Here is a 26692-nt window from a genome sequence, read left to right on the forward strand (position 1 = left end):
GGCGGCGGCCGGAGCGGCCTCGGCGGCAGTGGCGCCGGGCGGGCCGGCGGGCCGGGACGCGGCACGACGACGCCTGCGCGGCGGCAGGCTGTCGCTCGGGGTCGCGCTGTCGGCGTTGCCGGCGGCGGTGGGGTTGGTGTTCTCGGTCTCGTTGTCGAGCATGCGGGCGGTTCTCCCGTCACGCTCCCGGGCGCCGCGGCTGACATCCGGTCCGGCACGGCTTCGCGCGATGGGCGTGGAGCCGGCCTCCGGGGCGCGTTCGCCACACGGGAGCTCAGTTCGTGGCCGCCGGTTCCGTACGCGTTGTCGGTACGGCCTGGCGGAAGTCTTCAGGTCTGTGCGCTGCCCGACCCGGTTGGCTCCCGGGTGCCAGGGCGGCGCGACGACGGCGTTCCTTACGCGGCGGGACCTTCCAGAGCCTTCGCGTCGGCTGCTACGGCGGCCGTGGATGGGGCGGCCGTGTCAGCCTCGCGGTCGGGCGCGAGCGGGTCGGTCACCGTGCCGGACTCCTCGTCGAAGAGCCCCTGCGCCAGCCTGGTCACCGCTGCGGGGACCGGCGGCGCCAGGTCGGCCACAGCTCGGAGACCGGACAGGACGTCGTCGGGTCGCACGGCAGGTGTCAGATGCCGAACAACCAGCCGCAGTATCGCACAGGCATTGTCCAGTGGCCTATCAACCGGAGCGGGATGCGCTTCGAGGCTGACCACCGCGCTTCGGGTGTCGAAGGTCCTCATGCCGTTCTTGGTGCGGCGCTGGACCTCGACGGTATCGGCGGCGAGGAAGGCGGTCACGGCCCGTTCGGCGTCCGCGAGGTCCACGCCGTCCAGGCGCAGCTCCCACACGGAGGCCGTGAGCCGCTCGGCCAGCCCGGAGGTCCGGGCCTCGACGGCGTCGACGATGTCGAGTCCGACCGGCATCGACTCGTCGAGCAACTCGCGGAGCGTCGCGGGGTCGCGGGGCTCGGCGAGGGCGATCTCCAGGTACTCGGCTTCGCTGCCGGTGCCGGTGGGCGCGGCGTTCGCGTACGAGACCCTGGGGTGCGGGGTGAAGCCGGCCGAGTACGCCATGGGCACCTCGGAGCGGCGCAGGGCCCGCTCGAAGGCACGCTGGAAGTCCCGGTGGCTGGTGAACCGGAGGCGGCCGCGCTTGGTGTAGCGCAGTCGGATGCGCTGCACCACCGGTGCGGGAGGCGGGCCTTCGGGCTGTCGCTTGCCCAGTGGTTCTTCTCCTTGTGCGGGGCTCCGCGGCTCGCGCGTCGCCCTGAGGTCTGGTGAGCGGCGGGCCACTCTCCGCCCGGCGGCTCACCCCTGCGGCGCGCGCAGGGGGGTCTCGCGGGCGGGCGTGTCGCCCACGGCTGTCGTACTACCCAGAGTACGCGCCCGTGACCTCCCCGGTTCCCGGCCGGGGCCCCCGAACAGCACCTTCCGCACGTCGGCCCGGACCTCGCGGACGGTGGCGCGGACGGTGCGCCACACCTCTCGCACGACATGTCCGACCGGTGTCAGCACATGCCGGTACACCCGCGACAGGGGCCATCCCAAAAGCACCCACCCGATCAGCCGGAACGCCCGCCACACCGTCCGTACGACCAGGCCGGCGACGCGCCAAGCCCAGACGAGCGCCCGGCCGAGCGGCGCGAGCACATACCGGTACGCCCCGAGCGCGACGGGCCGCAGCAGGTACCGCCACAGCACCGCTGCGGTCCACGCGCACGCGTGCCCGACGGGGGTGAGCGCGTACCGGTAGAGGACGCCGCCCAGCCACAGCAGGCCCCGGCCGATCCGGGAGAACGCCCTCCCTAGCGGACGGAGCAGGTGCTCGTACAGCAACCGGCCGCCCGGAGCGAGCACATGGCGGTACACCGGCTCCAGCAGGAACCGCCACAACCCGACCCACGGCCAGACGAACACCAGCTTGAGCAGCACGGTCAGCGCCCACGCGACGCCGCGCAGCACCGGCCGGAGGACGTACACGAAAAGGGGCCGCAGCACATGCCGTCGCACGCCCCGCCCGAAGGCGACGAGCAGATCCCACACCACCCGTACGGGCAGTACGACGATCAGCGCCACGATCTTGACGGGCACCCGGACGACCCCCACCAGGCAACCGTCGCCGGGCTCCGCGTGCTGCCGCTTGTCGAGTTCCATACCTGTAAGGACACGCGAAACCCTCCGACCGTTGCGGCGAAGGGCCCGATGAACGTGCCCCCCACCGGATCGGGTGGGGGGCACGCCGAAGAGCGCGGGCTCAGGTCACTTCACGACCGTGAGCGGGAGCAGCTTCTTGCCGGTGGGGCCGATTTGTATGGCCGTGTCCATCTGGGGGCACACGCCGCAGTCGAAGCACGGCGTCCAGCGGCAGTCCTCGACCTCGGTCTCGTCGAGGGCGTCCTGCCAGTCCTCCCAGAGCCAGTCCTTGTCCAGGCCGGAGTCGAGGTGGTCCCAGGGGAGGACCTCCTCGTAGGTGCGCTCGCGGGTGGTGTACCAGGCCACGTCCACGCCGTAGGCCGGCAGGGTCTTCTCCGCCGCCTGCATCCAGCGGTCGTAGGAGAAGTGCTCGCGCCAGCCGTCGAAGCGGCCGCCCGATTCGTAGACCGCGCGGATGACGTCGCCGATGCGGCGGTCGCCGCGGGAGAGGAGGCCCTCGACGATGCCGGGCTTGCCGTCGTGGTAGCGGAAGCCGATGGAGCGGCCGTACTTCTTGTCTCCGCGGATCTTGTCGCGCAGCTTCGTCAGGCGGGCGTCCGTCTCCTCCGCCGACAGCTGCGGGGCCCACTGGAAGGGGGTGTGCGGCTTCGGCACGAAACCGCCGATCGACACCGTGCAGCGGATGTCGTTCTGGCCGGAGACCTCGCGGCCCTTGGCGATGACGTTGACCGCCATGTCGCCGATCTGGAGGACGTCCTCGTCGGTCTCGGTCGGCAGGCCGCACATGAAGTACAGCTTCACCTGGCGCCAGCCGTTGCCGTACGCGGTGGCGACGGTACGGATCAGGTCCTCTTCCGAGACCATCTTGTTGATGACCTTGCGCATCCGCTCGGAGCCGCCTTCGGGGGCGAAGGTCAGTCCGGAGCGGCGGCCGTTGCGGGTCAGCTCGTTGGCCAGGTCCACGTTGAACGCGTCCACGCGGGTCGACGGCAGGGACAGCCCCACCTTGTCGTCCGAGTAACGGTCCGCGAGGCCCTTGGCGATGTCCGCGATCTCGGTGTGGTCCGCGGAGGACAGCGACAGGAGGCCGACCTCCTCGAAGCCGGTGGCCTTGAGACCCTTCTCGACCATCTCGCCGATGCCGGTGATGCTTCGCTCCCGCACGGGGCGCGTGATCATGCCGGCCTGGCAGAAACGGCAGCCGCGGGTGCAGCCGCGGAAGATCTCGACGGACATCCGCTCGTGGACGGTCTCGGCGAGCGGGACCAGCGGCTGCTTGGGGTACGGCCACTCGTCGAGGTCCATGACCGTGTGCTTGGAGACCCGGTACGGGACGCCCGACCGGTTCGGGGCCACGCGCGCGATGCGGCCGTCCGGCAGGTAGTCGACGTCGTAGAAGCCGGGGACGTAGACCTGGCCGGTCTTGGCCAGCCGCAGGAGGACTTCCTCGCGCCCGCCCGGGCGGCCCTCGGCCTTCCAGGTGCGGATGATCTCGGTCATGTCGAGGACGGCCTGCTCGCCGTCACCGATGACCGCGCAGTCGATGAACTCAGCGATCGGCTCGGGGTTGAAGGCCGCGTGGCCGCCGGCGAGCACGATGGGGTGGTCGACCGTACGGTTGCGGGCCTCCAGCGGGATGCCCGCGAGGTCCAGGGCCGTCAGCATGTTGGTGTAGCCGAGCTCGGTGGAGAAGGAGAGCCCGAAGACGTCGAAGTCACCGACGGGGCGGTGGGAGTCGACGGTGAACTGGGGGACCTGGTGCTCGCGCATCAGTTCCTCAAGGTCCGGCCACACGCTGTAGGTGCGCTCGGCGAGCACGCCCTCCCGTTCGTTCAGTACCTCGTAGAGGATCATGACGCCCTGGTTGGGCAGACCGACCTCGTACGCGTCCGGGTACATCAGCGCCCAGCGGACGTCGCACTCGTCCCAGACCTTGACGGTGGAGTTGAGCTCACCACCCACGTACTGGATGGGCTTCTGCACATGCGGGAGCAGCGCTTCGAGCTGTGGGAAGACCGACTCGGACATCACGCGACTTTCGTGAAGCGGGCAGGGGGGCGACTCTCAAGCGTACCGCGCGGCTCGGTCGCCCCCCGCCGCTGTGATCACCGACCGCGGGCGAAGGCGGCGCCCCTGCGGGAGGTCTTCGCCCACACCCGCGGCAGCTCCCGTTCGTAGCGCTCCGCGAGCGCTTCCTCGCGGCCGTGCAGCAGGCCCCAGGTGAAGGAGGTCTCTCCGGCGCCGGCCGCCTGGACGGCCAGTGCGCGCAGGGCGTCCCGGGCGACGACGCTGTCCTGGTGGTCGCCGAGCAGGGTCTGCACCTTCTTGGTGGCCTTGGCGAGGCGCTCGGCGGGTTTGCCGATCGCGGGGGCGGCGGCGTCGGCGGCGTAGCGGGCGCGTTTGGCCGCCTTGCGGGCCTCGTGCAGGGCCAGGTCCCGCTCGTGGCCGGCGCTCGCGGCGAGGGCGCGTCGGACCCTGCGGGCGAGCCGGTCGTGGTCGCGTCGTACCGCCTTGGCCAGGACCTTCGCCGCCGGGCGGGACGCGGCCTTGCGCAGCGGCGGGGCGGCGAGCAGCGCGTCGAGGGAGTCCAGGAGGTCGAGGTACCGCTCGCTGTCGAGCGCGGCGAGCACCCGCAGGCGGGTCTCGGCGCTGCGGGCGGTGTCCCAGACGCGCAGGCGGGCGCGGACGGGGCCGAGCAGGAGGGTGACGTCGACCTCGTCGAGCCGGGTGCGCAGTCGGTCGCGCAGGACTTCCTGGTCGCGGTCGGCTCCGAGTTCGGCGGCCAGCCAGCGCAGTTCGGCGCGCAGCGGTTCGGTGGCCGTCCGGTCGAGCACCGTGCGGTAGGTGGCGAGGGCGCTGCGCAGGCGGCGGGTGGCGACGCGCATCTGGTGGACGGAGTCGGGCAGCTCACGGCGTACGGCGGGGTCGTGGGCGATGAGGGCCTCGCGCTGTTCGCGCAGGTACGCGAGGACGTGGCCGCCCGCGGTGTCGTCGGCGGGGCCGGGTGCGGGGCGGGCGGGCGGGGTGGCGCCCGTCTCCGCGAGCGCGCGGGCCAGTTTGGAGGGGGCGTCGCTGACCTTGAGGCCGGCCTTGCGGAAGGTCTTCTCGACCGCGTCGAGCAGCTTCGGGTCGACCCCGTCGGCGAGTTCGACCTCGACCTCGGTCCAGGCTGCGCCGGCCCGGCCGCGCTCGGCGGTGACGGTGTCGGTGCTCAGTTCGGCCAGCAGGGCGCCCTCGGCGTCGAGGAGGTGGGTGACCTTGCGCCGGGAGACGAGCCGTACCTGCGGCACGAGTTCGGCCTCGCGGGTCCTGGAGCGCAGGAGGGAGGCGAGGGACCGGGGGACGGTGTCGTCGCCGAGCGGGGCCGTGAGCTCGTCGCGGACGCCCGGGGCGACGGGCAGTTTGAGGTGCCAGCCCTCGTCCGCGCCGCCGGTCCGGCGGCGCAGGGTCAGGCCGTCGGCGGCGAGGCGCAGGTCGGGGGTGTCGTAGTAGACGGCGTCGAGCGTCGCGGTGCCCCGGCGGCGCACGGCCGTGATCGCGGCCGTGCCCGTCAGGTCCGGCAACCGTTTCTTCGCGGCCTTCCCCGCCGCCTTCCCCGCGCTCTTCCCCGCGGCCTTTCCCGCCGTCTTTCCGGGGGCTTCACCAGCGGCCTTCCCCGTGGCCGAAGTGAACTCGAATTTCCGTTCGATCTCTCGCTTCGTGTCCGCCATGCTTCGAACGTAGTCCTGAACGGATCACGACGTGAACGGAAGGCCACGGGTCGCCCCGCCGATCGGCCGGATCAGGCCGATATCGGCCGCTGGACCCTGATCGACTGCAACAGCCCCACCGCCACCCACACGGCGAACATCGACGACCCTCCGTAGGACACGAACGGCAGCGGCAGGCCCGCCACCGGCATGATGCCCAGGGTCATCCCGATGTTCTCGAAGGCCTGGAAGGCGAACCAGGCGATGATCCCGGCGCACACGATCGTGCCGTACAGCTCCGTGGTCTCCCGGGCGATCAGGCAGGCGCGCCACAGCACCACGCCGAGCAGGACCAGTATCAGTCCGGCCCCGATGAAGCCCAGCTCCTCCCCCGCCACCGTGAAGACGAAGTCGGTCTGCTGCTCGGGCACGAACTGGCCGGTGGTCTGGGAGCCCTTGAAGAGCCCCGAGCCGGTCAGTCCGCCGGAGCCGATCGCGATCCGCGCCTGGTTGGTGTTGTAGCCGACGCCCGCCGGGTCGAGCTCGGGGTTGGCGAAGGCCGCGAAACGGTTGATCTGGTACTCGTCCAGGATGCCGAGCTGCCAGATCAGGACCGCGCCGGCCGCTCCCGCGCTCATCAGGCCCAGCACCCAGCGGTTGGAGGCGCCGGAGGCGAGCAGCACTCCGAGCACGATCACGACCATGACCATGACCGAGCCGAGGTCGGGCATCAGCATGACGATGCCCATGGGGGCGGCGGCCAGGCACAAGGCCTTCACGACGGTGCGGTGATCGGGGTGTTCCAGGTCACCGGCGTCCACCCGGGCCGCCAGCAGCATCGCCATGCCCAGGATGATCGTGATCTTCACGAACTCGGAGGGCTGGAGGGAGAACCCGCCGCCGATCACGATCCAGGCGTGGGCGCCGTTGATGGTCGCGCCGAGCGGGGTGAGCACGGCGAGGACGAGCACGAGCGAGAGCCCGTACAGGATCGGCACCGCCCCCCGCAGGGTGCGGTGGCCGAGCCAGACGGTACCGATCATCAGCACCATGCCGATCCCGGTGTTCAGGGCGTGCCGTTCCAGGAAGTAGTACGGGTCGCCCTGGTTCAGGTGGGTGCGGTTGCGGGTGGCCGACCACACCAGCAGTGAGCCGATGAAGGACAGCGCGATCGCGGAGAGCAGTATCGGCCAGTCGAGCCGGCGCAGTACCGAGTCTCGTGCGGTGAGCCTGGTCAGCGTCCCGCGCTGCCGGGGCGCGTAGCGGGAGACGGAGAACTTGTTCGCGGTCTGCATCGGGTCCTCAGTCCTGCTTCGCGACGGGCGGAGCCGGCGGTCCCGCGAGGGCGGGTGGCGCGTCCTCCGGGGACGGCGGCACGTACGGCTTGATCTCGGGGGCGTCGATGGAGCCGTCCGGCTGGATGGTCGGCAGCGTCGCCTGCGGCTTGGGCAGCAGGGCCTTCGACAGGTCCTGCTTGCCGGCCATGTCGAGGCCGTAGATGGCGTTGTAGACGTTGCGCACGGCGGGTCCGGACGCGCCGGAGCCGGTGCCGCCCTGGGAGATCGTCATGACGATCGCGTAGTCGTCGGTGTACGTGGCGAACCAGGAGGTCGTCTGCTTGCCGTAGACCTCTGCGGTACCGGTCTTGGCGTGCATCGGGATCTGCTTCTGCGGCCAGCCGCCGAAGCGCCAGGCGGCCGTACCGCGGGTGGCGACGCCCTCCAGCGCTTCTCCTATCTGCTGCCTGGTCTTCTCGTCCATGGGGAGCTTGCCGTGCGCCTTGGGCTGGATCTCCTGGACGCTCTTGCCGTCGGCGCTGACGATGGCCTTGCCGATGGTCGGGTTCCACATGGTGCCGCCGTTGGAGATGGCGGCGTAGATGGTGGCCATCTGGATGGGGGTGACGAGGGTGTCGCCCTGTCCGATGGAGTAGTTGACGGCGTCACCGGCGCGCAGGATGTTGCCTTCGAGGCAGTTCTCGTAGTTGAGCAGCTCGATGTAGGTGCCGCCCTTCTTGCCGGTCTTGCACCACTGGTCCTTGTTGGCCGCCCAGAAGCGCTGCTTCCACTGGCGGTCGGGGACGCGGCCCTTCTCCTCGCCCGGGAGGTCCACGCCGGTCTCGGCGCCGAGGCCGAACTGGTGGGCGGCCTTGAAGAAGATGTCGCCGGGCTGCTTGACGGGCTTGAGCCCGCCGTCCTTGAGCCACTGCTGGTGGGCGAGGCCGTAGAAGACGGTGTCGCAGGAGACTTCGAGGGCCTGGCCGAGGGTGATCGATCCGTGGCCCTGGGACTCGAAGTTCTTGAAGACCTGGCCGCCGATGGAGTACGAGCTGGGGCAGGGGTAGCTGCCGTCGAACTTGTACCCGGCGTTGACCGCGGCGGTGGTCGGGATGACCTTGAAGATGGAGCCGGGGGCGGCCTGGCCCTGGATCGCCCGGTTCATCAGCGGGACGTTGGATTCCTTGGAGGTGAGCTTGGCGTAGTCCTTGCCGGAGATCCCGCCGACCCAGACGTTCGGGTCGTAGGTGGGGTTGGAGGCCATGGCGACGACGCGGCCGGTCTTGGCCTCCAGGACGACGATGGCGCCGGCGTCGGCCTTGTAGGGGACGCCGGTGTTGCGGTCGATCTCCTTGCGCGCCTGGACCATCGCGTTGTTCAGCTCGTACTCGGCGACGGCCTGGACCCGGGCATCGATGCTGGTGACGACGTGCGCGCCGGGGACGGCCGGGTCGTTCTTGGCCTCGCCGATGACCCGGCCGAGGTTGTCGACCTCGTAGCGGGTGACGCCGGACTTGCCGCGCAGTTCCTTGTCGTAGGTGCGCTCCAGGCCGAAGCGGCCGACCTGGTCGGAGCGCAGGAACGGCGAGTTGGTGTTCTTCGCCTTCTGGATCTCGTCGTCGGTGACCGGGGAGAGGTAGCCGAGCACCTGGCCGGTGTTGGCGCCGCCGGGGGCCGGGTAGCGGCGCACGGCGGTGGGTTCGGCGGTGATGCCGGGGAAGTCCTCGGGGCGTTCGCGGATCTGGAGGGCCTGTTGGGTGGTGGCTTCCAGGGTGACCGGGATCGGCTGGTAGGGGGAACCGTTCCAGCAGGGCTGCGGGGTCTTGGAGTCGCAGAGCCGGACCTTGTCCATGACGTCCTGCGGCTTCATGTCCAGTACGTCGGCGAGCCGGGTGAGGACGCCTTTGCCCTTGTCCTTTATCTTCATCAGCTCGGTGCGGCTGGCGGAGACGACCAGGCGGGTCTCGTTGTCGGCGAGCGGCACCCCGCGGTCGTCCAGGATCGAGCCGCGCACGGCGGGTTGGACGACCTGTTGGACGTGGTTGTTCTTGGCCTCGTCGGCGTACTCGGAGCCGTTGCGGATCTGGAGGTACCAGAGGCGGCCGCCGAGTGTGAACAGCAGCGAGAAGACGAGTACCTGGATGATGACGAGCCGGATCTGCACCCGGGGGGTGCGGCCGGTCTCCGGAATGTTGGTCACGCCTGGTCCCCCGTCACAGCTTCCTGACGCTCTTCACGCCTTTGACGCCCTTTATGCGGCCGGCCCGGTTCGCGCGTCCCCGCGCGGTCTTCAGCCGCAGCCCGCCGCGCTGGCTGCCGATCCGCAGCCCTGTTCCGCCGGCGAGCCAGCCGGAGGACAGGTCCTTGCCCTTGGGGGGTCCGCCGCCCGCTTCGACGGCCAACGGGTCGTTCTCGGCACGGCGGGCGAGCGCCATGACGAGCGGCACGGTGAAGGGCGCGAGCAGCAGGTCGTAGAGCATGGCGGTGAACAGCAGTTCGGTGAGACCGACGTGTCGGGCGGCCGTGTCGCCGACCAGGGCGCCGACGCCCGCGTAGAGCAGGGTGGAGCCGATCGCGGCGGCCACGACGGCCGTCAGCGGCCCCCAGGCCGAGCGGAAGCGCCCGTTGTCGGGGCGGGCCAGGCCGACGACGTAGCCGACGACGCAGAGCACGAGGGCGTACCGGCCGGCGGCGTGGTCGGCGGGCGGCGCGAGGTCCGCGAGGAGGCCCGCGCCGAAGCCGACGAAGGCCCCGCTGAGGTGCCCGTAGACCAGGGCGAGGGCGACCACGGTGAGCAGGAGCAGGTCGGGTACGGCGCCGGGGAGTTGCAGCCGGCCGAGGACGGTGACCTGGATGACGAGTGCGACCACGATCAGCGTGGCGGAGAGCAGCATCCGGTTGAAGCGCATGGGCGGTCGGCTCCTACTCGTCGGCCGGCTTGGCGGGGGCACTGGCGGACGCCGACGGGGTCACGGTGACGGTGACGGTCGGGGTGGGCTTCACTTCGGGCTTGGGCGGCAGGACGGCGTCGCGCGGGTCCTCGCGCGGCGGCATCACCACGACACCGACGATGTCCAGGCGCGAGAAGCCGACGAACGGACGCACCCACACGGTGCGGGTGAGGTCGCCGCGCGAGGGGTCGACCTTGACCACCTCGCCGATGGGGACGCCCGGCACGAAGGGCTTGTTGCCGCGCGAGCCGAAGGTGACGAGCCGGTCCCCCGGGGCGATCTTGGCCTTGCCGTTCAGCATCTGCACCGAAAGGGCGCGGTCGCCCTGGCCGGTGGCGAAGCCGAGTTCCCCGGTCTTCTCCAGGCGGGTGCCCACGGTGAAGTCGGGGTCGTTGGCGAGGACCACGGTGGACGTGTCGGGGCCGACGGTCGTGACGCGGCCGACGAGGCCGTCGCCGTTGAGGACGGTCATGTCGCGCTCGATGCCGTCCTTGCTGCCGGCGTCGATGGTGACGGTCCAGGAGAAGCCCTGGGCCGCTCCTATCCCGATGACCTCGGCGCCCTTGATGCCGTACTGTCCGGCGCCCGCCCGCTTGAGCATCTGGTCGAGTTCGTGGATCCGGCTGCGGGTCTGGTCGTCGCTGCCCAGCTTCGCCTTCAGCGCGGTGTTCTCGCGTTCGAGCGTCTTGATCCGGTTGTGGCGCTCGTCGGAGTCCCGTACGGCGCCTATGGCGTGGGCGACCGGGTCGACCGCGGTCGCGACGCCCTTCTCCACGGGGCCGAAGGCCGCCGCGGCGGCCTGCCGGGCGCCGTCGACCGGTGACTCCTCGCCCGCCCTGATGTCCACCGTGATCAATGCGAACGCGATGGCGATCAGAAGCACCAGGAGCAGCCGGCTCTCTCGTGTGTCCCTCACGTGCGGCGGCGTGCCTTCCTCGTAGGTATTCGCGGTGCCGGAGCCGCTCCGACGGAGCCGGGGCTCGCACCGGACTGTGCCTGTATATCAACGATCCGCCGCACAGGCGCGGTAGCACCCGTACGGCGGATCCTTGTGTTCCACATGCCCCGATACGGGGATTTCGATCAACGCCGGGGCTGGGCGTCCAAGACCTGCTGGAGTGCTTCGAACTCCTCGACGCACTTGCCGGAACCGAGTGCCACGGAGTCGAGGGGGTCCTCGGCGATGTGGATCGGCATGCCCGTCTCGCGGCGCAGCCGCTCGTCGAGTCCGCGCAACAGGGCGCCGCCGCCGGTGAGGACGATGCCTCGGTCCATGATGTCGCCGGAGAGTTCCGGCGGGCACTTGTCGAGGGTGGTCTTCACCGCGTCCACGATGGCGTTGACCGGTTCCTCGATGGCCTTGCGCACCTCGGCGGCGGAGATGACGACCGTCTTCGGCAGGCCGGAGACGAGGTCGCGACCCCGGATCTCGGTGTGCTCGTCCTTGTCGAGGTCGTACGCCGACCCGATCGTGATCTTGATCTGTTCGGCGGTGCGTTCACCGAGGAGGAGCGAGTACTCCTTCTTGATGTGCTGGATGATCGCGTTGTCCAACTCGTCGCCGGCCACCCGGATGGACTGTGCCGTGACGATTCCGCCGAGGGAGATGACGGCGACCTCGGTGGTGCCGCCGCCGATGTCCACGACCATGTTGCCGGTGGCCTCGTGGACGGGCAGGCCCGAGCCGATGGCGGCGGCCATCGGCTCCTCGATGATGTGTACCTGACGGGCGCCGGCCTGGGTGGACGCCTCGATGACGGCGCGGCGCTCCACTCCGGTGATGCCGGAGGGGACGCAGACCACGACGCGCGGACGAGCCAGGTAGCGGCGCTTGTGGATCTTGAGGATGAAGTACCGGAGCATGCGCTCGGTGATCTCGAAGTCGGCGATCACGCCGTCCTTGAGGGGCCGTACGGCGACGATGTTGCCGGGCGTCCGGCCGATCATCTTCTTCGCCTCGGAGCCGACCGCCAGGATTCCACCGGTGTTCGTGTTGATGGCGACCACGGACGGCTCGTTCAGGACGATCCCCCGGCCCCTCACGTACACCAGCGTGTTGGCGGTCCCGAGGTCGATCGCCATGTCACGGCCGATGAACGACATGTTGTTCCCCTTGTTCCCCATGAGGAGCGTCTGGCCTTCCAGTTGATAGCGGCTGCTGTCAGGTCGGCGAGGTGGGTGTGTGGGTGGAGGCCCCATCGTAGTGCCGCGGGTACGGACATCGCGCGACGGGACTCCGGCAATCCCGCCGGAACGGATACCCGCCCCCTTAGTGGTGACGTCGTGTCCTGCACATGCGTTCCCGCTCGCCGCCCGTCATACCGAAGGGCGACCGAAATTACTTCGGTCGCCCCAGGTCATGAGCGCTGTTTGGCTGATGCCGCGTCGGGGCGACGGGTGCTCGCGCGGCGCGTCGCGGGTTCCGCTTCGGCTCAGAGAGCGGGGAAGAAGAGCTTCAGCTCGCGCTCCGCCGACGCCTCGGAATCCGAGGCGTGGATGAGGTTCTCCCGGGTGATGGTGCCGAAGTCACCCCGAATGGAGCCGGGCGCCGCGGCGATCGGGTCGGTGGGGCCCGCCAGCTGTCGGACGCCCTCGATCACGCGTTCGCCCTCGACGACGAGGACGACGACCGGCCCGCTCGCCATGAAGCCCATGAGGGGCTCGTAGAAGGGCTTGCCCTTGTGCTCGCCGTAGTGGGTCTCCAGGGTCTCCTGGTCCAGCGTGCGCAGCTCCAGCGCGGGAACGGTCCAGCCGGCCTTCCGCTCGATCCGGCCGATGATCTCGCCGATCAGGCCACGACGGACGGCGTCGGGCTTGAGGATGACGAGCGTGCGCTGGGTCATGTGGTAACTCCTTGCGACATACGGGTGCGGTCCGACGAGGCTACAGGGGGCCCCGGGGCGGGTTACGCCTCGGCCGGCGCCTCGTTCTGCGCCGCCCAGCGGGCCTTCGCGGCGTCGACCTTGCGCCCGTAGTGCACGGAGCACCACCACAGGCCGGCGAAGACCGCTCCGAGGAAGAACATGGTCGGGACGACGAACCCGCTGAGGACCAGCCCGATCTGCAGGGCCCAGCCGAGCCCGACCGCGCCGGGGCGCGACAGCATCCCGCACAGCAGCACGGACAGCAGCATCGCGATGCCGCACACCGTCCACACGGTCGCCTGGGTCAGCTCCGGGTCCTTCATCGCCACCAGACCCGCGAAACCGATCACGAAGAACTCGCCGATCAGCGTCGAAGCACACAGCGTGCGCATTCCTCAACCCCTCTTCAGCAGGAGGCGGGCCTCGCCCACCGTGATCACGGAGCCGGTCACCAGGACCCCGGCCCCACCGTATTCGGCCTCTTCCTCCGCCAGGGTGATGGCCGCCTCCAGCGCGTCGTCCAGCCGCGGCTCCACCTGCACCCGGTCCGGCCCGAAGACCTCCACCGCGATGGCGGCGAGTTCGTCGGCCGAGATCGCCCGGTGGCTGGTGTTCTCCGTGACGACGACCTCCGCGAAGATCGGCTCGAAGGCCTCGAAGACCCCCTTGACGTCCTTGCCCTCGCTCGCGCCCACGACGCCGATCAGTCGGCTGAACCCGAACGCCTCGGTGACCGCCTCCGCGGTCACCCGCGCCCCCGCCGGGTTGTGCGCGGCGTCCAGGACCACGGTCGGGCTGCGCCGGACGACCTCCATGCGGCCCGGCGAGGTCACCGAGGCGAAGGCCCGACGGACGGTGTCGGCGTCCAGCTCCCGCGCGTGCTCGCCGCCGACGCCGAAGAACGCCTCGACCGCGGCCAGCGCCACCGCCGCGTTGTGGGCCATGTGGGCGCCGTACAGGGGAAGGAAGATGCCGTCGTACTCGCCGCCCACGCCGCGCAGGGTCAGCATCTGGCCGCCGACCGCCACCTCCCGGGAGACGACCCCGAACTCCATGCCCTCGCGGGCCACGGTCGCGTCGACCTCGACGGCCTTCTTCAGGAGCACCTGCGCCGCGTCCACCGGCTGCTGGGCCAGGATCACGGTCGCGCCCTGCTTGATGACGCCGCCCTTCTCCTGGGCGATCTCGGCCGGCGTGGAGCCGAGCCGGTCCGTGTGGTCCAGGCTGATCGGGGTGATCACGGCCACCGCGCCGTCGATCACGTTGGTCGCGTCCCAGGAGCCGCCCATGCCGACCTCGACCACCGCGGCGTCGACGGGCGCGTCCGCGAAGGCCGCGTAGGCCATCCCGGTGAGCACCTCGAAGAAGGAGAGCCGGTACTCCTCGGCGGCGTCGACCATCTCCACGTAGGGCTTGATGTCGTGGTAGGTCTCGACGAAACGCTCGGCGCTGATCGGCGCCCCGTCCAGGCTGATCCGCTCGGTGATCGACTGCACGTGCGGGCTGGTGTAGCGGCCGGTGCGCAGGTCGAAGGCGTTCAGCAGGGCCTCGACCATACGGGCGGTGCTGGTCTTGCCGTTGGTGCCGGTGATGTGGATCGAGGGGTACGCGCGCTGCGGCTCGCCGAGGACGTCCATCAGCGCGGCGATGCGCGAGACGGACGGCTCCAGCTTGGTCTCGCCCCAGCGGCCGGCCAGCTCCTGCTCCACCTCCTGGAGCGCCTTGGCCACCTCCGGGTCGGCGGGCACGGCGGGCACCTGCTCCTCCCGCGGCGCTCCGCCGTGTGCGCGCAGGGTGCGGCTGCCGGCCTCGATCACCGCCAGGTCGGGGTCGCGGTCGGACTCTTCCGCGACGATCCGGTCGAACTCGTCGGTCGCGTCGCTCGCGTCGAAGGGTCGGCCGAGGTCGTCGGGGCCGTGGCTGTCGGGCTGCTGCTCACTCACGGGGACCAGTCTACGGACGAGGGGCGGGGGGACCTTCGGCCCGGCCGTTTCGGGACCTTCGGCTGCCATCGCGACCGTTTCGTTATGCAAGCCTTGCGGGCAGCAGAGAGGGGAACGAATGCCGCAGACCAGCACCGACAAGACGACGTCCGGCCGTGACATAGCGATCGACCTGGGAACCGCGAACACCCTCGTCTACGCCCGGGGACACGGGATCGTCCTCGATGAGCCGTCCGTGGTGGCGGTCAGGACCGGTACGACGACGGCCCTGGCCGTCGGGACGGAAGCCAAGGAGACCCTCGGCCGCACCCCGGGTTCCATCACCGCGATCCGCCCGCTCAGGGACGGCGTGATCTGCGACTTCGAGGCCGCCGAGGAGATGATCCGGCACTTCGTGCGCAAGGCGGTCCCCGGTCGCCGGCCACGCACCCGGATGGTGATCTGCGTGCCGTCGGGCGTCACCCCGGTCGAGCGGCGGGCGATCATCCAGGCCTCCACCCGGGCCGGGGCCAAGTCCGTCCACCTGATCGAGGAACCGATGGCGGCGGCGATCGGGGCGGGGCTGCCGGTGTCCGAGGCGCGCGGCTCGATGGTGGTGGACATCGGCGGCGGCACCTCGGAGGTCGCCGTCATCTCGCTGGGCGGCATCGTCACCTCGCGGTCGCTGCGGGTCGGCGGCGACCGGATGGACGCCGCGATCACCGACCACGTGCGCAAGGAACACGCGCTGCTCATCGGCGAGCGCACCGCCGAGGACGTCAAGGTCGCCATCGGCTCGGCCTGGCCGGTCCCGGGCCTGCCGGAGTTGGAGGGCCGCACCCACACCGTGCGCGGGCGCGAGAAGGTCGGCGGCATGCCGAAGACGCTGGAGCTGACCGCACTCGACGTGCGGGCCGCCCTCGACGAGCCGGTGGAGGCGATCATCGCCGCCGTGCGCACCACCTTGGAGGAGTGCCCGCCCGAGCTGTCCGGTGACGTGATGGAGCGCGGCATCGTCCTGACGGGCGGCGGGGCGCTGCTGCCCGGGCTGGACCTGCGGATCGCCTCCGCGACCGGCATCCCGGTGTTTGTGGCGGACGCGCCGCTGAACTGCGTGGTGCTCGGCTCGGGCCGCTGTGTGGAGGACATGGACACGCTCGGCAGCGTGCTCGCCCCGGCGAAGGCGTAGGGGGAGGCGAAGGAACAGGCGCGGGAGTAGGAGCGTGGCCGGCCCCGCTCCTACCCGCGCGGCAGGGTCGCCTCGACGACGTACGCGTCCTCGGTGCGGGCCGCCGTCAGGGTCCCGCCCAGGCTGTGGACGCGTTCGGCCATGCTCGCCGTCCCCGAGCCGGCCGAGACGGGCGCGCGCGCCGGGGTCCGGTCGGGGAGCGCGTTGGCCACGCGGATGCGCAGACACCGTCCGTCGACCGTGACCGACACCTCGATGGTCTCGCCCCGGGCGTGCTTGGCGGCGTTGGTCAGGCACTCCTGCACCACCCGGTAGACCGCCGCCTGGCGCAGCGGCGACACGTCCCGCGCCTGAGGCTCGATCACCAGCCGTACGGGCGAGCCCGCTTGCCCGCTCCGTCGGGCGAGTTCTTCCAGCCCGTCCACCCCCGGGGTCGCCGCCCGCTCCCCGCGCTGCACGATGATCTCGTTGAGCACGAGGTGGGCACGGCGCGCCGTGTCGGCGAGCTCCTCGAACTCCTTCGCGTACTCGCTCTCGCGGGCCCGCACCGCCAGCACCTCCGAACGCACCGTCAGCAGGGTCAACTCCCGGCCGACGAAGTCGTGGACGTCGCGGGCGACGGAGGTCCGCTCGTCCCGGACGGCTTCGAGTACGGCGGACTCCGCCCGGCGCGTGTCGAGTTCGCGCACGAGGTCGTGCCGGTAGGCGGCGATGCCGACGGCGGAGGCGAGCACCCCGATCGGCACGACCAGGCTGAGGAAGGCGCTGAGGGTCTCCGCCCTCGGTTCGGGCCAACCCGGCAGGCTGAACACGGCGAGCGCGAAGGCCACGTAGCCGGTGGTGGCGAGGATTCCGGCCCGGCGGCCCCGATAGCGGCCGACGGAGTACAGGGCGAACTGGATCAGCGTCAGCTCGTGCAGCCAGCCGATGAACAGCAGCGCGGTGAGGTAGGCGACCCAGGGCAGCCGGCGCCGTACCAGCAGGCTCGCGCAGCCCGCGGTGAGGACGGCGGCGGCGGCCGGACCGTTCGGGGAATGGTCGGCGGCGGCGAGTCCCGGCAGGTCCAGCGCCATCAGAGCGAGGCAGCCCAGCGCCGTCAGGACGTCCAGGGCCCGCGGTGACCCGGCCCGACCCTCGGCGACCCGGCGACCGGCGGACACGACCCGGTGGAGCGCCGAGGCGACGGGCTTGACGTGCATGCCCCCCATCATGCGTGGTCGGCTCAGGCGATCGGATCGGGGTCGCGGGGGCGCGGGGGTGAGATGCCGCACTCCGGGCACGTACGGCGAAGGCCCCCGCACCGGCGGACGGTGCGGGGGCCTTGGCGGCCAACCCCGAAGGGGGCCCGGCGGCTACGCTGCCGGGAGCCCGTCCAGCTGGGCCTGGATGCGGGCGATGTCCGCCTCGGCCTTGGCGAGACGGCCCTTGATCTTGTCCACGACGTTGTCGGGCGCCTTGGCGATGAACGCCTCGTTCCCGAGCTTCGCCTCGGCCTGCTGCTTCTCCTTCTCGGCGGCGCCGAGGTCCTTGGTGAGGCGCTTGCGCTCGGCCGCCACGTCGATGGTCCCCGACAGGTCGAGGGCGACGGTGGCCCCGGCGACGGGCAGGGTGGCGGTGGCGTGGAACTCCTCGCCCTCCGGCTGGAGGCGCAGCAGCTGGCGGATGGCCGCCTCGTGCGCGGCGAGCGCCGTACCGGTCAGGTCCAGGCGGGCCGGGACCTTCTGACCGTCCTGGAGCCCCTGCTCCTTGCGGAAGCGGCGGACCTCGGTGACGACCGCCTGGACGGTCGCGACCTCGGCCTCGGCGGCCTCGTCGCGGAAACCGCTGTCCTTCGGCCACTCGGCGATGACGAGGGACTCGCGGCCGGTCAGCGTCGTCCACAGCGTCTCGGTGACGAAGGGGACCACCGGGTGCAGCAGGCGCAGCATGACGTCGAGGACCTCGCCGAGGACCCGGCCGGAGACCCCGGCCTGCTCGCCGCCCGCGAAGAACGTCGTCTTCGAGAGCTCGACGTACCAGCTGAAGACCTCGTCCCACGCGAAGTGGTAGAGCGAGTCCGACAGCTTCGAGAACTGGTAGTCCTCGTAGAACGCGTCGACCTCGGCCACGGTCTTGTTGAGCCGGGACAGGATCCAGCGGTCGGTCGCCGACATCTCCTCGGGGGTCGGCAGCGGGCCCTCGATGGTGGCGCCGTTCATCAGCGCGAAGCGCGTGGCGTTCCAGATCTTGTTGGCGAAGTTGCGGGAGGCCTGGACCCAGTCCTCGCCGATCGGGACGTCGACGCCCGGGTTGGCGCCGCGGGCCAGGGTGAAGCGGACGGCGTCGGAGCCGTACTCGTCCATCCAGTCCAGCGGGTTGACCGCGTTGCCGAAGGACTTCGACATCTTCTTGCCGAACTGGTCGCGGACCATGCCGTGCAGGGCGATGGTGTGGAACGGCGGGGTGCCGTCCATCGCGTAGATGCCGAACATCATCATCCGGGCGACCCAGAAGAAGAGGATGTCGTAGCCGGTGACCAGGACGGAGTTCGGGTAGAACTTCGCCAGGCTCTCGGTCTGGCGGGGCCAGCCGAGGGTGGAGAAGGGCCACAGGCCGGAGGAGAACCAGGTGTCGAGGACGTCGGTGTCCTGGGTCCAGCCCTCGCCGGCGGGCGGCTGCTCGTCCGGACCGACGCAGACGACCTCGCCGTTCGGGCCGTACCAGACCGGGATGCGGTGGCCCCACCAGAGCTGGCGCGAGATGCACCAGTCGTGCAGGTTGTCGACCCAGTCGAAGTAGCGCTTCTCCATCTCCTGCGGGTGGATCTTGACCTTGCCGTCGCGGACCGCGTCACCGGCGGCCTTGGCGAGCGGACCGACCTTGACCCACCACTGCATCGACAGACGCGGCTCGATGGTGGTCTTGCAGCGCGAGCAGTGGCCCACGGAGTGGGAGTACGGGCGCTTCTCGGCGACGATCCGGCCGTCGGCGCGCAGCGCGGCGACGATGGCGGAACGGGCCTCCAGGCGGTCCAGGCCCTGGAAGGGGCCGTGGGCCGTGATGACGGCGTGCTCGTCCATGACCGCGAGGTTCGCCAGGCCGTGGCGCTGGCCGATCTCGAAGTCGTTCGGGTCGTGCGCCGGGGTCACCTTGACGGCGCCGGTCCCGAACTCGGGGTCGACGTGCTCGTCGGCCACGACCGGGATGCGCCGGCCGGTCAACGGCAGCTCGATCTCGGTGCCGACCATGTGCTTGTAGCGCTCGTCGTCCGGGTGGACGGCGACGGCCGTGTCACCGAGCATCGTCTCGGCGCGGGTCGTCGCGACGACGATGGAGGCGTCGCCCTCGCCGTAGCGGATGGAGACGAGCTCGCCGTCGTCGTCCTGGTACTCGACCTCGATGTCGGAGATCGCCGTCAGGCAGCGCGGGCACCAGTTGATGATCCGCTCGGCGCGGTAGATCAGCTCGTCGTCGTAGAGCTTCTTGAAGATCGTCTGGACGGCCTCCGACAGGCCCTCGTCCATCGTGAAGCGCTCTCGCGACCAGTCGACCCCGTCGCCCAGACGGCGCATCTGGCCGGAGATCTGACCGCCGGACTCGCCCTTCCACTGCCAGACGCGCTCGACGAACGCCTCACGGCCGAGGTCGTGACGGGACTTGCCCTCCTTGGCCAGCTCGCGCTCGACGACGTTCTGGGTGGCGATGCCCGCGTGGTCCATGCCGGGCTGCCACAGCGTCTCGTAGCCCTGCATGCGCTTGCGGCGGGTGAGGGCGTCGATCAGCGTGTGCTCGAAGGCGTGCCCCAGGTGGAGGCTTCCGGTGACGTTCGGCGGCGGGATGACGATGGCGTACGGAGGCTTCTCGCTCTTCTCGTCCGCCTCGAAGTACCCACGCTCTACCCAGCGCTCGTAGAGCTTCCCCTCTACCTCGGCCGGCGCGTACTGGGTCGGCAGTTCGGAGTTGGGGCTGCTGGGTGTCTGCGTGTTCTCGGTCACGCACCACAGGATACGGGCGGCCCCGCCCCGGTTACGAATCCGTTCCACCCTCCGGCCCGCCTTGACCGGGGCATGACGGATCGGTCTCACTGTGCGCATGAACGAGATCACCGGGCAGCCCGCCGCGGCCCCTTCGGTACATCCCTACGCGTCCGTCCCCAACGTCCCGCCGAAGAAGCGGGTGCTCGTCAAGGTCGGGGTGGCACTGGGGGCGGTCGTGGGCGTGATCGCCGGCAAGGTGGCCGTGAGCGCGGTCCTCGACGGCGGCCCGTCCGACGCCGGACGGTACCGGCTGACGCCGCCCGCCTCCTTCCAGGGCCTGACGCTCCAGGACTCCGGGCCGCGCGTCGACGCGATCAAGCTGGGGCAGGGCCCGCGGAAGCCGGGCACCGAGCAGGTCGCCGTGGTCTACGCCGACGGGTCGGGCACCGCGCGGCTGGTGGTCAGCGGGGCGGCCGGCCGATTCGACGACCGGGACCCCGGCTCGGTGCTGACCCGCGGCCTCCACGACATGGGGGCGGCGGACACGGTCCCCAAGCCGGCCGGGACGCCGGAGGGCGCCGCCATGAGCTGCGGCACGGTCCGCATCGACGCCGGCACGCTCCCGGTGTGCATGTGGGCGGACCACAGCTCGCTCGTCACGGTCACCGTCCCGGTGGAGAACGAGCCGGTCGCGATCGCCGCGCTCGCGGAGCAGACCCGGGCGTTGCGGGGCGTGATGGAGGTCCGGGCGTCGTAGTTCGGTAACGCCTGGGGCCCCGGAGCCCGGGCCTGCGGGAACCTCGGCCAAGATATGACCAACATAAGAAGTTCCTAAAGGGGGACGCGGGTCATGAGTTACAACCAGCCGGGACCGTATGGTCAGCAGCCGCAGCAGCCGGGACCGTACGGGGGCCCGCCGCCGCAGCCCGCTCCCCCGTACGGCCAGCCCGCGCCGCAGCCCGGCTACGGCTACCCGCAGCAGGCCCCGCCGCCGGCCTACCCCCAGCAGCCGGGCTACCCCCAGCAGCCCCCGCAGCCGGCCTACGGCTACCAGCAGCCGGGCATGCCGCCGCAGCCCCCGTACGGCGGGATGCCCCCGCAGCAGCCGCCGAAGAAGTCCAAGGCGGGCGCGGTGATCGCGGTCCTGGTGGTCCTCGGCGTGATCGCGGGCGCCGGCTGGTACTTCACCAAGGGCGGCGGCGCCTCGGGCACGGTGGCGGCGGACACGAAGGGCTACAAGCTGGCCTTCCCGGCGTCGGTGGACGCCTACCAGTTGCAGCCGCAGAAGGCCGGCGCACCGGACCCGAACGCCCCTCTGCAGGGAGAGGGGAAGACGAAGGCCGAGGCACTCGGGGTCATGAACCCGCACAACGCGACCGCCTCGTACGCCAACAGCCCCGGCGGCAAGGGCAAGGTACTGAACGCCAACGGCATGTGGGGTGACGTCGGCTCACCGGAGAAGTCCGTGGACGCCTACTTCGCCAACATCAGCGCGAGCAACAAGGACACCGCGGCGCTCGGTTTCAAATACGAAGTGGTCGGCACTCCGAAGGCCTACACCCCGGCGGGCTTCAAGGGCGCCGTGATGAAGTGCGCCGACCTCAAGGCGACCGCCCTCAAGCCCACCAAGCCCGGCGAACCCAGCTCGGTCACGATTCCCCAGTGCGCTTGGGGAGACCACTCCACCGTCGTCGCGGTCAACGTGATCGACGCTGCCGCCGTCGCCATGGGCGGCAGCAGCGGCACCCAGGACGAGCTGTCCCAGCTGGTCGCCAAGCTCTACAACACCTCGCGCACCAAGGCCTGACGCCGGCGCATACGCGAAGGGGCGCCCCGGTGGACCGGGGCGCCCCTTCGCGTATGTCCGTTGCGGCTAGGCCGACTTCTCCTGCGGGCCCTGGTCCTTCGGGACGATGCGCGGGACCAGCGTCGGGTTGACGTTGGAGCGGACCACATCGGCGGTGATGACGACGCGGGCCACGTCCTTGCGGGACGGGACCTCGTACATCACCGACATCAGGACCTCTTCCATGATGGCGCGCAGGCCGCGCGCGCCCGTCTGGCGGAGGATCGCCTGGTCCGCGATGGCCTCCAGCGCCTCGCGCTCGAAGTCCAGCTCGACACCGTCCAGTTCGAACAGCCGCTGGTACTGCTTCACCAGCGCGTTGCGCGGCTCGATCAGGATCTGGAGCAGCGCCTCGCGGTCCAGGTTGTGGACCGAGGTGATCACGGGGAGACGACCGATGAACTCGGGGATCATCCCGAACTTCACCAGGTCCTCCGGCATGACCTCCTGGAACTGGTTGCTCGCCTCGATCTCGCGCTTCGAGCGGATGGTGGCCGCGAAGCCGATGCCCTTGGCGCCCGCACGCGACTCGATGATCTTCTCCAGGCCGGCGAAGGCGCCGCCCACGATGAAGAGCACGTTCGTCGTGTCGATCTGGATGAACTCCTGGTGCGGGTGCTTGCGGCCGCCCTGCGGCGGGACGGAGGCCGTCGTGCCCTCCAGGATCTTCAGCAGCGCCTGCTGGACGCCCTCGCCGCTCACGTCGCGCGTGATCGAGGGGTTCTCGCTCTTGCGGGCGACCTTGTCGATCTCGTCGATGTAGATGATCCCGGTCTCGGCCTTCTTGACGTCGTAGTCGGCCGCCTGGATCAGCTTGAGCAGGATGTTCTCGACGTCCTCGCCGACGTAACCGGCTTCCGTCAGCGCCGTCGCGTCGGCGATGGCGAACGGGACGTTCAGCATCCGGGCCAACGTCTGGGCCAGCAGGGTCTTGCCCGAGCCGGTGGGGCCGAGCAGCAGGATGTTGGACTTCGCGAGCTCGATCGCGTCGTCCCGGCCCTGCGCGCCGCCGTTCTCGCCGGCCTGGACCCGCTTGTAGTGGTTGTAGACCGCGACGGAGAGCGCCTTCTTCGCCGGCTCCTGGCCGACGACGTAGCTCTCCAGGAACTCGTAGATCTCACGGGGCTTGGGGAGTTCTTCCCACCGGACCTCGGAGGTCTCCGCGAGTTCCTCTTCGATGATCTCGTTGCAGAGGTCGATGCACTCGTCGCAGATGTACACACCGGGTCCTGCGATGAGCTTCTTCACCTGCTTCTGGCTCTTTCCGCAGAACGAGCACTTGAGCAGATCGCCGCCGTCACCGATGCGTGCCACGAGGTGCTTCCCCTTCGCCTGGGAGACGCCTGGTTCAGCGCTCCTGGTGCCTCATATCCGACGGTACCTTGCCGGGGGCCCCGAACGGGGCCCCCTTGACGTGGTTCACATCGCCGAATGCGACAGCGTGACCACGCCAACTCGCGGCAAGGATCAGACCGCGGTGCTCTTGCGGGTGGAGACGACCTGGTCGATCAGGCCGTACGCGAGTGCGTCCTCGGCAGTGAGGATCTTGTCGCGCTCGATGTCGTCGCGGATCTTCTCGATCGGCGTGGTCGAGTGCTTGGCCAGCATGGTCTCCAGCTGGTCGCGCATGCGCAGGATCTCGTTGGCCGCGATCTCCAGGTCGGAGAGCTGCTCACGACCGGTGCCGCCGGACGGCTGGTGGATCAGGACACGGGCGTTGGGCAGGGCCAGACGCTTGCCGGGGGTACCGGCGGCGAGCAGGACGGCGGCGGCGGAGGCCGCCTGGCCCATGCAGACCGTCGAGATGTCCGGCTTCACGAACTGCATCGTGTCGTAGATCGCCGTCAGCGCGGTGAAGGAGCCACCGGGGCTGTTGATGTAGATGGAGATGTCGCGGTCCGGGTCCATCGACTCCAGGCACAGCAGCTGCGCCATGACGTCGTTGGCCGACGCGTCGTCAATCTGCACGCCGAGGAAGATGATGCGCTCCTCGAAGAGCTTCGCGTACGGGTCGTACTCGCGCACACCCTGCGAGGTGCGCTCGACGAAACGCGGGATCACGTACCGGTTGTCCACCTGAGGGCCGGTGTAGAGGCCGCTCGCGGGAGAGAGGTTGTTCATGTGCATCTGGGTGTTCACCATCCTGGTGGCGTTCTGCGGGCGGGAGCTTGCCTGGTGCGGGGCCGGGGATCAGGCCCCGGTGCCGCCACCGCCGGGGACCAGGGACGCGGCGGAGATGATCTCGTCGATGAGGCCGTACTCCTTGGCCTCCTCCGCCGTGAACCAGCGGTCGCGGTCGCCGTCGCGGATGATGGCCTCCACGGTCTGGCCGGAGTGGTGAGCGGTGATCTCGGCCATCCGCTGCTTGGTGCGCAGCAGGTACTGGGCCTGGATCTTGATGTCCGAGGCGGTGCCACCGATGCCGGCGGAGCCCTGGTGCATCAGGATGTCGGTGTTCGGCAGCGCGAAGCGCTTGCCGGCCGTACCGCCGGTGAGCAGGAACTGGCCCATGGAGGCCGCCATGCCCATGCCGATGGTGACGATGTCGTTCTTGATGTACTGCATGGTGTCGTAGACCGCCATGCCGGCCGTCACCGAGCCGCCGGGGCTGTTGATGTACAGGTAGATGTCCTTCTCCGGCTCGGCGGCCAGGAGGAGGAGCTGCGCGGTGATCTTGTTGGCGATGTCGTCGTCGACCTGCTGACCGAGGAAGATGATGCGCTCGCTGAGCAGCCGGTTGTAGACATGGTCGCCGAGGCCACCACCGATGGACGGCTCACCCGCGGCGTAAGGCTTCAGATTCGTCACGTATCCACCTGCTCGTCTCCGACGGCCACATGCCGTCTCAGCGTCTCGTTCTGGGGCGCGGACCAGCCGGTGCGAACGATGTCCGCCGGCGTCGGGTACTCCCGTGCCCTCGTATTCATGGACCCTAACGCGCAGGTCGGACAACGCCATCCCGCTTCCCGAACTGTTCGCTCGGAGCGCAAGGTCCGGGGCCCTTCGCGCGGTACGACGGAGGGCCCGGACGCAGTCGCGTCCGGGCCCTCCGGGGCACTGCCGGGTGGGCGGGACCTGGGGCCCGCCCGGGGGCGTTACTTGGCCTCGTCGCCCTCGGTCTCGGCGTCGGCCTCGACGGCCGCCTCGACCGTCTCGGCGGCCGTCTCGACCTCGTCCTCGTCGTCGGAGAGGTCCACGACCTCACCGTTGGTGTCGACGACCTTGGCGGCCTCGACGACGACCGCGAGGGCCTTGCCGCGGGCGACCTCGCCGACCAGCATCGGGACCTGGCCGCCCTCGACGACGGCCTGGGCGAACTGGTCGGGGGACATGCCGGAGGACTGCGCGCGGCGCATGAGGTGCTCGGTGAGCTCCTCCTGGTTGACGCCCAGCTTCTCCTTGTTGACCAGGGCGTCCAGCAGGAACTGGGTCTTGATGCCCTTGACGGCCTGCTCGGAGGTCTCGGCGTCGAACTCCTCGACCGTCTTGCCCTGGATCTCCAGGAACTTCTCCAGGTTCAGACCCATCTGGCCGAGCTGGTGGTGCTCCAGGTTGTGCTTGCGGGTCTGGACCTCGTCCGCGAGCAGCTTCTCGGGAACGGGGATCTCCGCGAGCTCCAGGAACTTCTCCAGGACGCGCTCCTGGGCCTGGGTGGCCTGGTCGTACTGCTTCATGTTCTCGAGGCGCTTGCGGCTGTCCGCCTTGAGCTCTTCGAGGGTGTCGAACTCGCTCGCCATCTGCGCGAACTCGTCGTCCAGCTCCGGCAGCTCGCGAGCGGAGACCTTGGTGACCTTGACGGTGACCTCGGCGTCCTTGCCCTCGGCGGAGCCGCCCTTGAGCTGGGAGGTGAAGGTGGCCTCGCCACCGGCCTCCAGGCCCTTGACGGCCTCGTCGATGCCGTCGAGGAGCTCACCCGAGCCGATGGTGTAGGAGACGTCCTGGGCGACGCCGTCCTCCAGCACCTCGCCCTCGACCTTGGCCTCCAGGTCGATGGTGACGACGTCGCCGTCCTGGGCGGCGCGCTCGACGTCCTTCGTGGACGCGAAACGGTCGCGCAGCTGCTCGACCGACTTCTCGACGTCCTCGTCGGTGACCTCGACGGCGTCCACGGTGACCTCGATGCCGGAGTAGTCCGGGATCTCGATCTCGGGGCGGACGTCCACCTCGGCGGTGAAGGTCAGCAGCTCGCCGTCCTTCAGCTCCGTGATGTCGACCTCGGGCTGGCCCAGCGGGTTCAGGTCGGCCTCGTTGACCGCCTCGGTGTAGAACTTCGGGAGGGCGTCGTTGACGGCCTCCTCCAGCACCGCACCGCGGCCGAAGCGCTGGTCGATGACGCGGGCCGGGATCTTGCCCTTGCGGAAGCCCTTCACCGTGACCTGCTGGTTGATCTTCTTGTAGGCCGCGTCGAGGCTGTCCTTGAGCTCCTCGAAGGGCACCTCAACAGTGAGCCGAACCCGAGTCGGGTTCAGGGTCTCCACGGCGCTCTTCACGGTTCGGTCTCCTTGTGGCTGACTGCTGGGGGTTCTGCCGTCACGCTGTGATTCAGCGGTTCGGCGGATTCGGCCCGGCATCAGACACACGGGCACGCAGCTTGCATAGTAACCGCAAGCGGCAATCAGCCCACAACGCGATCACCGCGGCGATCTTCGGCGAGAGGGCCCGGGGACGACGCCCCGGGACACTGCGTGGAGAAGGTGCTACTGGTCGGGGTGGCCGGATTCGAACCGACGACCTTCCGCTCCCAAAGCGGACGCGCTACCAAGCTGCGCCACACCCCGTCGGTGCGACACGTAGGGTACATGCCCGAGGACGGTCCGACGCGCGGGTTTCCCTGGGATCCGGCCGCGCCGG

The 26692-nt window shown here is 70.2% G+C and carries 21 protein-coding genes and 1 tRNA gene; 3 read left to right on the forward strand and 19 right to left on the reverse strand.

From position 1 onward, the window contains the following. Positions 1-395 precede the first annotated feature (395 nt). From E6R62_RS31715 to E6R62_RS31770, 12 genes are all read right to left on the reverse strand, one after another. Positions 396-1175 carry a TIGR03936 family radical SAM-associated protein gene (locus E6R62_RS31715; protein ID WP_136216976.1) on the reverse strand — a complete coding sequence of 260 codons (780 nt, stop codon included), beginning with the start codon at positions 1173-1175 and terminating at the stop codon, positions 396-398. Positions 1176-1301: 126 nt separating this feature from the next. Further along, positions 1302-2147, reverse strand: a complete 846-nt coding sequence (locus tag E6R62_RS31720; protein WP_136216932.1) for a hypothetical protein — start codon at positions 2145-2147, stop codon at positions 1302-1304. A 105-nt stretch (positions 2148-2252) separates the two neighbouring features. After that, positions 2253-4178 (reverse strand): TIGR03960 family B12-binding radical SAM protein, encoded by a 1926-nt coding sequence (locus E6R62_RS31725; protein ID WP_206308906.1) that lies wholly within the window; start codon positions 4176-4178, stop codon positions 2253-2255. A 74-nt stretch (positions 4179-4252) separates the two neighbouring features. After that, positions 4253-5857 carry a CYTH and CHAD domain-containing protein gene (locus E6R62_RS31730; RefSeq protein WP_136216934.1) on the reverse strand — a complete coding sequence of 535 codons (1605 nt, stop codon included), beginning with the start codon at positions 5855-5857 and terminating at the stop codon, positions 4253-4255. Between the two features lie 71 nt (positions 5858-5928). After that, a complete protein-coding gene (gene rodA / locus E6R62_RS31735) occupies positions 5929-7131 on the reverse strand; it encodes a rod shape-determining protein RodA (protein ID WP_136216935.1) in 1203 nt (400 codons plus the stop codon). A 7-nt stretch (positions 7132-7138) separates the two neighbouring features. Next, positions 7139-9313 carry a penicillin-binding protein 2 gene (gene mrdA, locus E6R62_RS31740; protein WP_136216936.1) on the reverse strand — a complete coding sequence of 725 codons (2175 nt, stop codon included), beginning with the start codon at positions 9311-9313 and terminating at the stop codon, positions 7139-7141. A 13-nt stretch (positions 9314-9326) separates the two neighbouring features. Next, positions 9327-10022 (reverse strand): rod shape-determining protein MreD, encoded by a 696-nt coding sequence (gene mreD, locus E6R62_RS31745; RefSeq protein ID WP_136216937.1) that lies wholly within the window; start codon positions 10020-10022, stop codon positions 9327-9329. A gap of 13 nt (positions 10023-10035) precedes the next feature. After that, positions 10036-10980 carry a rod shape-determining protein MreC gene (gene mreC / locus E6R62_RS31750; RefSeq protein WP_136216938.1) on the reverse strand — a complete coding sequence of 315 codons (945 nt, stop codon included), beginning with the start codon at positions 10978-10980 and terminating at the stop codon, positions 10036-10038. Between the two features lie 167 nt (positions 10981-11147). Next, positions 11148-12167 carry a rod shape-determining protein gene (locus E6R62_RS31755; protein ID WP_008738981.1) on the reverse strand — a complete coding sequence of 340 codons (1020 nt, stop codon included), beginning with the start codon at positions 12165-12167 and terminating at the stop codon, positions 11148-11150. A 329-nt stretch (positions 12168-12496) separates the two neighbouring features. Then, a complete protein-coding gene (gene ndk, locus E6R62_RS31760; protein WP_136216939.1) occupies positions 12497-12907 on the reverse strand; it encodes a nucleoside-diphosphate kinase in 411 nt (136 codons plus the stop codon). Between the two features lie 62 nt (positions 12908-12969). Further along, a complete protein-coding gene (locus E6R62_RS31765) occupies positions 12970-13320 on the reverse strand; it encodes a DUF4233 domain-containing protein (protein WP_136216940.1) in 351 nt (116 codons plus the stop codon). A gap of 3 nt (positions 13321-13323) precedes the next feature. After that, the gene (locus E6R62_RS31770) at positions 13324-14871 is read right to left on the reverse strand and encodes a folylpolyglutamate synthase/dihydrofolate synthase family protein (protein WP_136216941.1); all 1548 of its coding nucleotides are present in this window, start codon (positions 14869-14871) and stop codon (positions 13324-13326) included. A 118-nt stretch (positions 14872-14989) separates the two neighbouring features. Here E6R62_RS31770 and E6R62_RS31775 point away from each other — a divergent pair, with 118 nt between their 5' ends. After that, the gene (locus tag E6R62_RS31775; RefSeq protein WP_136216942.1) at positions 14990-16039 is read left to right on the forward strand and encodes a rod shape-determining protein; all 1050 of its coding nucleotides are present in this window, start codon (positions 14990-14992) and stop codon (positions 16037-16039) included. Positions 16040-16089: 50 nt separating this feature from the next. Here the strand turns inward: E6R62_RS31775 and E6R62_RS31780 are convergent, their stop codons facing one another. Further along, the gene (locus E6R62_RS31780; protein WP_136216943.1) at positions 16090-17238 is read right to left on the reverse strand and encodes a sensor histidine kinase; all 1149 of its coding nucleotides are present in this window, start codon (positions 17236-17238) and stop codon (positions 16090-16092) included. Between the two features lie 153 nt (positions 17239-17391). Beyond that, positions 17392-20013, reverse strand: a complete 2622-nt coding sequence (locus E6R62_RS31785) for a valine--tRNA ligase (protein WP_136216944.1) — start codon at positions 20011-20013, stop codon at positions 17392-17394. A 97-nt stretch (positions 20014-20110) separates the two neighbouring features. Here E6R62_RS31785 and E6R62_RS31790 point away from each other — a divergent pair, with 97 nt between their 5' ends. Both E6R62_RS31790 and E6R62_RS31795 read left to right on the forward strand, forming a co-directional pair. Next, positions 20111-20752: a hypothetical protein gene (locus tag E6R62_RS31790; protein ID WP_136216945.1), complete on the forward strand. Its 642-nt coding sequence runs from the start codon at positions 20111-20113 to the stop codon at positions 20750-20752. Between the two features lie 93 nt (positions 20753-20845). After that, positions 20846-21802 carry a hypothetical protein gene (locus E6R62_RS31795; protein ID WP_136216946.1) on the forward strand — a complete coding sequence of 319 codons (957 nt, stop codon included), beginning with the start codon at positions 20846-20848 and terminating at the stop codon, positions 21800-21802. Positions 21803-21868: 66 nt separating this feature from the next. On the opposite strand, the gene clpX is transcribed toward E6R62_RS31795, so the two are convergent. The 5 genes from clpX to E6R62_RS31820 form a co-directional block, all read right to left on the reverse strand. Continuing rightward, positions 21869-23155 carry an ATP-dependent Clp protease ATP-binding subunit ClpX gene (gene clpX, locus E6R62_RS31800; protein ID WP_008738998.1) on the reverse strand — a complete coding sequence of 429 codons (1287 nt, stop codon included), beginning with the start codon at positions 23153-23155 and terminating at the stop codon, positions 21869-21871. 153 nt (positions 23156-23308) lie between these two features. Beyond that, positions 23309-23983 carry an ATP-dependent Clp protease proteolytic subunit gene (locus E6R62_RS31805; RefSeq protein WP_136216947.1) on the reverse strand — a complete coding sequence of 225 codons (675 nt, stop codon included), beginning with the start codon at positions 23981-23983 and terminating at the stop codon, positions 23309-23311. A gap of 48 nt (positions 23984-24031) precedes the next feature. Beyond that, the gene (locus E6R62_RS31810) at positions 24032-24649 is read right to left on the reverse strand and encodes an ATP-dependent Clp protease proteolytic subunit (RefSeq protein ID WP_136216948.1); all 618 of its coding nucleotides are present in this window, start codon (positions 24647-24649) and stop codon (positions 24032-24034) included. Between the two features lie 287 nt (positions 24650-24936). Further along, complete coding sequence (tig, locus tag E6R62_RS31815) at positions 24937-26331, reverse strand: trigger factor (protein WP_136216949.1); 1395 nt, start codon at positions 26329-26331, stop codon at positions 24937-24939. Between the two features lie 211 nt (positions 26332-26542). Further along, positions 26543-26619: transfer RNA gene (locus E6R62_RS31820), tRNA-Pro, on the reverse strand. Positions 26620-26692: the final 73 nt, after the last annotated feature.

Origin of the sequence: Streptomyces sp. A1136, assembly GCF_004795055.1 — a bacterium.
In the GTDB taxonomy this organism is placed as follows: Bacteria; Actinomycetota; Actinomycetes; order Streptomycetales; family Streptomycetaceae; genus Streptomyces.

Excerpts from the sequence above, each read along its gene's own strand:
- E6R62_RS31755 (WP_008738981.1), bottom strand. The coding sequence starts at position 12,167 with ATGTCGTTCATCGGCCGTGACATGGCGATCGACCTCGGGACCGCCAAC.
- E6R62_RS31780 (WP_136216943.1), bottom strand. The coding sequence starts at position 17,238 with ATGCACGTCAAGCCCGTCGCCTCGGCGCTCCACCGGGTCGTGTCCGCC.
- E6R62_RS31790 (WP_136216945.1), top strand. The coding sequence starts at position 20,111 with ATGAACGAGATCACCGGGCAGCCCGCCGCGGCCCCTTCGGTACATCCC.
- E6R62_RS31720 (WP_136216932.1), bottom strand. The coding sequence starts at position 2,147 with ATGGAACTCGACAAGCGGCAGCACGCGGAGCCCGGCGACGGTTGCCTG.
- ndk (WP_136216939.1), bottom strand. The coding sequence starts at position 12,907 with ATGACCCAGCGCACGCTCGTCATCCTCAAGCCCGACGCCGTCCGTCGT.
- E6R62_RS31805 (WP_136216947.1), bottom strand. The coding sequence starts at position 23,983 with ATGGTGAACACCCAGATGCACATGAACAACCTCTCTCCCGCGAGCGGC.
- E6R62_RS31795 (WP_136216946.1), top strand. The coding sequence starts at position 20,846 with ATGAGTTACAACCAGCCGGGACCGTATGGTCAGCAGCCGCAGCAGCCG.
- rodA (WP_136216935.1), bottom strand. The coding sequence starts at position 7,131 with ATGCAGACCGCGAACAAGTTCTCCGTCTCCCGCTACGCGCCCCGGCAG.
- E6R62_RS31730 (WP_136216934.1), bottom strand. The coding sequence starts at position 5,857 with ATGGCGGACACGAAGCGAGAGATCGAACGGAAATTCGAGTTCACTTCG.
- mreD (WP_136216937.1), bottom strand. The coding sequence starts at position 10,022 with ATGCGCTTCAACCGGATGCTGCTCTCCGCCACGCTGATCGTGGTCGCA.
- E6R62_RS31775 (WP_136216942.1), top strand. The coding sequence starts at position 14,990 with ATGCCGCAGACCAGCACCGACAAGACGACGTCCGGCCGTGACATAGCG.
- E6R62_RS31765 (WP_136216940.1), bottom strand. The coding sequence starts at position 13,320 with ATGCGCACGCTGTGTGCTTCGACGCTGATCGGCGAGTTCTTCGTGATC.